Annotated in this window: 7 protein-coding genes; 3 read left to right on the forward strand and 4 right to left on the reverse strand. The window is 64.7% G+C overall.

The features are described 5' to 3' along the window. A partial coding sequence (locus EN943_RS35145) for an AAA family ATPase (RefSeq protein WP_245476094.1) occupies window positions 1-1,360 on the reverse strand: 1,360 nt, incomplete at its 3' end. A 165-nt stretch (window positions 1,361-1,525) separates the two neighbouring features. Here EN943_RS35145 and EN943_RS35150 point away from each other — a divergent pair. The 3 genes from EN943_RS35150 to EN943_RS35160 all read left to right on the forward strand — a co-directional run bounded on the left by EN943_RS35150 (window position 1,526) and on the right by EN943_RS35160 (window position 2,687). Next, a complete protein-coding gene (locus tag EN943_RS35150) occupies window positions 1,526-1,849 on the forward strand; it encodes a DUF4242 domain-containing protein (RefSeq protein WP_245461039.1) in 324 nt (107 codons plus the stop codon). Then, window positions 1,827-2,114, forward strand: coding sequence for a hypothetical protein (locus tag EN943_RS35155; protein WP_127416394.1), 288 nt, complete (start codon window positions 1,827-1,829; stop codon window positions 2,112-2,114). Before EN943_RS35150 ends, EN943_RS35155 begins: the two co-directional genes overlap by 23 nt. Before the next feature lie 72 nt (window positions 2,115-2,186). After that, window positions 2,187-2,687, forward strand: a complete 501-nt coding sequence (locus EN943_RS35160) for a hypothetical protein (RefSeq protein WP_127416395.1) — start codon at window positions 2,187-2,189, stop codon at window positions 2,685-2,687. Window positions 2,688-2,749: 62 nt separating this feature from the next. Here EN943_RS35160 and msrA read toward each other — a convergent pair whose 3' ends face one another. The 3 genes from msrA to EN943_RS35175 form a co-directional block, all read right to left on the reverse strand. After that, entirely contained in the window at window positions 2,750-3,487 is a 738-nt protein-coding gene (gene msrA, locus EN943_RS35165) for a peptide-methionine (S)-S-oxide reductase MsrA (protein ID WP_127416396.1), read from the reverse strand. 143 nt (window positions 3,488-3,630) lie between these two features. Beyond that, on the reverse strand, window positions 3,631-3,909 hold the full coding sequence (locus EN943_RS35170; RefSeq protein ID WP_127416397.1) for a hypothetical protein: 279 nt from the start codon (window positions 3,907-3,909) through the stop codon (window positions 3,631-3,633). Window positions 3,910-4,008: 99 nt separating this feature from the next. Then, the coding region (locus EN943_RS35175) for a DUF1223 domain-containing protein (protein WP_245476095.1) at window positions 4,009-4,678 on the reverse strand (670 nt) is incomplete at its 5' end.

Here is a 4,678-nt window from a genome sequence, read left to right on the forward strand (position 1 = left end):
CCAGCAACGCGACCGCCTGGGCGCCGAACAGGTCGGCTGCCGGGCGGTCGCCCAACAGATAGGCGAAGCGCGATAGCCACCTGAGGCTGTCGCCTTCCTTCAGCGTGTTGCCAAGCGCCTTTTGCAACGCGCGGGCTTGTTCCTGCGCCTTGATGGCCTCGTCAATGCGGGCGATCAAGTGACACTCGAAGGCATACTGCTCGTAAAGTCCGGCGCGTTCTTCCACGGGCAAGGTGTCGGCCTGCCGCAAGGCGACCTCATAGTAGCCGGCGGCGTCGCGATGGGCGCCGACACGCGAAGCCTCGCGCGCGGCGATCGGCGCGAATTCGCGCACCGCCTCGAAATTGTGCGCTTCCACGGCGTGATGGACCAGGCGTGCGGTGGCGACGCCGCCATTTTCAAGCAGCGCCGACAGCGCGCGCTGGTTGAACAGTCTCCTGTAACTTGTCGTCAGCATCATCTCGATGGCGCGGCGTGCGATTTCATGGCGGAAGGCATAGCCATCGCCCAGATCGTCGAGCAGCCCATTCGACACACATTCCGCCAGCTGTCCGGCGCTGGCGACGCCGCACAGGCCCTGCAGAGCCCAAGCATCGGCCCGCCTGGGAAACACCGACACCGCGTCGAGCATCGAGCGGGCACCGGCGGACAGCCGTTCGGCCCGCGCCACAACGGCGTCCCGCACGCTGGCCGGTGGCGTCATCTCATTGTCGGCGCACAGAAGCTCGGTGACGAAGAAGGCATTGCCGGCGGTGACCCGGTAGATGGCGTCGCCATCGCGGCCGGCAGCGCTGGCGAGCGACAGGACGGCCGCCTCGCTCAACAGCGGCACGTCGATACGGGCAACGTTGCCCGACGGAATTTCACCCAGCGCCCGGCGCACACGCGCCTGTCCTTCGCTGCGGTCGGTGCGCGCCGTCAACAGGACCAGGATGTGGGTGTTGGCGATGCGCCGGCCAAGAAAGCGGACGAAATCGAGCGTCGCGTCGTCCGCCCAATGCAGATCCTCGATTACCAGAAGCGTCGGCTGGGTCCTTGTCTCGAACACGTCGAGGGCACCGGAGAACAGTGGCAGCCGCTGACCCTGCCTGGCGTCGATCGCCTGCGGCATCGCCCATTGCGCCTCGCGGGCGAGGTCATAGAGCGGTCCGAGCGGATCGGGGATCGACAGGTCCTCGCAGGCGCTGCGCAAGATGCGCGTAGCCTTGGCCGCGCCGGCGACGAAGGCCTCGACCAGTGCGGTCTTGCCGGCGCCGGCCTCGCCCGACAACGCCACCACGCTGCCGCGACCACGCGCGGCTTCGGCGAGAAGTCCGTCCAGCTGCTCCAGCTGTGTCTGCCGTTCCAGAAGCATGATCATCCGCTTTTCGTGATCCGGGTCGCCGCCGCACCCCGCTTTCGTCAGGCAGGATAGCGCGGCCCGGTATCGGCTTTGTGGCTCCAGCAGTGAACGCCGTTAACATGGGGAATCGTCCCACGAAACATAGGGAAAGGTTCCGATGCGCGCCCCTGGCGAGCGTGATCAATGTCCTCCGCGCTCAAAACGGGGCGTGAAACAGTAAAAAAGGAACCTGATATGCCTCGCTATGTGGTTGAACGTACATTTCCCAACGGCCTCAGCGTGCCGGTGAACGATGCCGGCGCCGATGCGCTGGGCGGCGTCATCATGCGCAACGCGGAGAAAGGCGTGACTTGGGTGCAGTCCTTCGTCTCGCCTGACAAGAAGCAGAGCTTCTGCATCTATGACGCGCCTTCGCCGGAAGCGATCCGCAGCACGGCCCAGAAAAACGCGCTGCCTGTCGACAAGATCACGGAGGTGCGGGTTCTTGACCCTTACTTTTACCGTTGATCCGATCGATGAGTATCAAACTGCCCTTCGCGGCGACGGCAGCGTGCCTGACGAATCGTTCAGCGGGCCGTCGGCGGCGTCGAGACCCGTCGGACGAGACCCGTTACCGGGCCGGGCTTTCTGGCGGCTGGCCTCGCTGCTGTTCGCACCATTGCGCAAGAGTCGGCGTCGATTGCCTCCGCAGGACGATTATCTGAGACGCGACATCGGCCTGCCGGAGCTCGAGGATCTGCCGCACTACTGGGACTTCACCCGGTACCAATGATGCGTGCAGCCAAGATCCGACGTCGCAGCGGGAGCGGCTGCTCCCGCGCGCCATCAACAAGGAGGAGAGAACATGAACATCCATCTGTGGACCAAACACCTCATCAACCTGTCGATCCTGTCGATCGCGGCCACGGCGGCCAATGCTCACAACGCTGGCGCGCTGGACGAGAAGGTGCGGGCAGCCAACAGCCGCTTCGAGAACGTGGCGATGGCGACGGCCGAGGGCTATGCGCCGATCCCTTGCGCCAGCGGCATCACCGGCGGCGCCATGGGCATCCACTATGTCAATGCCGGTTATCTGAAGGACGATGCGGTCGAACTCGCCAAGCCCGAGGCGGTGATGTACGAGCCGATGGCAAACGGCAAGCTGAGGCTGGTGGCCGTCGAGTACATCACCTCGAAAGGTCCGGCTTCGCTGGGAGGGCAGCTGTTCAATTTCGACAGCGCGCCCAACCGCTACGGTCTAGGCCCGTTCTATGAACTGCATGTCTGGGCCTGGAAGAAGAACCCGGCCGGCACCTTCGCCGACATGAACCCGAATGTGTCGTGTGACGCGATGAAGGCCATGTAGCCGGCAGGGGCGGGGCGGCTGAGTGCGCAATCTCCCCGCCGCGAGGGGGAGATTGCGCATTCTCAGTTGCTTGCCGACAGCACCAGCACCGGCTTGTCGGTGTAGAGCGTCGGGAACAGCGCCTTCAAGTTCGCCACCTTGGGCAGGTCGTTGTAGACGATGTAGGGATAGGTCGGGTTCAGCGTCAGGAAATCCTGATGATAATTCTCGGCCGGATAGAAGGTCTTGCCGGTTTCCAGCGTGGTGACGATCGGCTCCGGGAACACCTTGGCCTGGTCGAGCTGGGCGATGTAGCTTTGCGCGATCTTCTTTTGCGCATCGTTTTCGGCGAAGATCGTCGAGCGGTACTGCGTGCCGGAATCCGGACCCTGGAAATTCAGCTGGGTGGGATTGTGGGCGACCGAGAAATAGACCTGCAGCAGCTGGCCGTAGGTCACCTTCGACGGATCGTAGGTGATCTCGACGGATTCGGCATGCCCGGTGCGGCCTGAGCCGACCGTCTCATAGACGGCGGTGTCCTTGTCGCCGCCGGTGTAGCCGGAGACGGCCTTGCTGACGCCCTTGACGTGCTGGAACACGCCTTGCACGCCCCAGAAACAACCGCCGGCGAAGATTGCCTTTTCGGTGCCGGTGGCCGCCTTCTCGTCGATTGCCGGCGGCGGGATCTTCACCGCATCCTCGGCCGAAACCGCCGGCGTCAGCCAGAAGGCGGCGCCAGCGGCGGCCAGCGCAAGGGCGGCGAGCGCGCTGCGCAAGACGTTCGACGATTGCCTGGTGACTGGTTTTTGAATGTCGGTCATGGCTTGAGCTCCTGTGACGTCCATCATGTGGAGTCTATTGGATAAGATACGATCATGCGACGGGCGAGTTGCGGCCGAAGCCTCACTTTCACGTGCATCCGGATTCGGACCCGCGGGACCGAATCCGGGAAACAGCACGACCTTTACTTGGCCGGAGCCATCGCATCCGTTGCCGGCTTCATCGCATCGGCGGCCGGCTTCATGGCGTCGGCCGCCGGCTTCATGGAATTGGTGGCCATCGGGTCGGCGGGCTTCATGGCGTCTGCGGCCGGCTTCATCGCATCCGCGGCCGGTTTCATGGCATTTGCAGCGGGCTTCATCGCATTGGTCGCATCGTCAGCACGGGCGATGCCGCCGGCAAGCAGCGCCGTCGAGCACAGAGCGAGAGCGAGCGCCGGCAGCGTCAGGCGGAAAATGGTCATGGATGATCTCCTGGTGGGTGGTTGAAGGCGCGTCCTCTTGACGGCCGTGCTATGCGGCGCCGCTCCATGCGGCGTTGCGCAATCTCTTGTCGAAGCGATCTAGTCGGTTGCGGCAGCCAGGATCGGTCCGCCACCGGGCGACTGCACCAGCACGGCGGTGCTCAGGCCGCCGGCAGCGGCGGGAAGCGGATACGTCGTGGCCGCGCCGGTCCAGCTGCCGAGGTTTTTGAGTGCATGCACGACATTGGCGTGCGGCAAGGTGCGGCCGGTGTTTTCGCCGCGCGCCACCGGCACTTCGACGACGCCCTTGGCATAGCGCACCAGCCAGACATCGGCCTTGCCGCCCGGCGCGGCGCCGGCGCCGATGCTGGCCTTGCCATTTTCAAGCGACAGCGACGGGCCGCTCGTTTGGCCGCTCGCCGAAATCAGCTTTTCGATCTCGCCGGGTGCGGCGCCGACGACGTCGGCACGGCCATTGACCACCACTTGCGGCGTGAACGGTGCGTCATGGCCGAGCGGCGGCTCGTAGCTGACCTGGCGCTGGGTGAATTCCTGCTTTCCGAAAATATCCTTCCAGCCAAGATAGTCCCAGTAGGTGACGTTGAACGACAGCGCCAGCACGCCGGGCTGGTCCTTGACCTTGATCAGATTGGCATTGGCCGGCGGGCAGGACGAGCAGCCCTGGCTGGTGAACAGCTCGACCACGGTGAGCGGCTGGGCGGCCGCCGCACCGAGCGACGCTGCCAGCGCAATCGCCGAGAGGCTGGAC

The sequence above is a fragment of the Mesorhizobium sp. M7A.F.Ca.US.006.01.1.1 genome (assembly GCF_003997935.1).
Classification (GTDB): domain Bacteria; phylum Pseudomonadota; class Alphaproteobacteria; order Rhizobiales; family Rhizobiaceae; genus Mesorhizobium.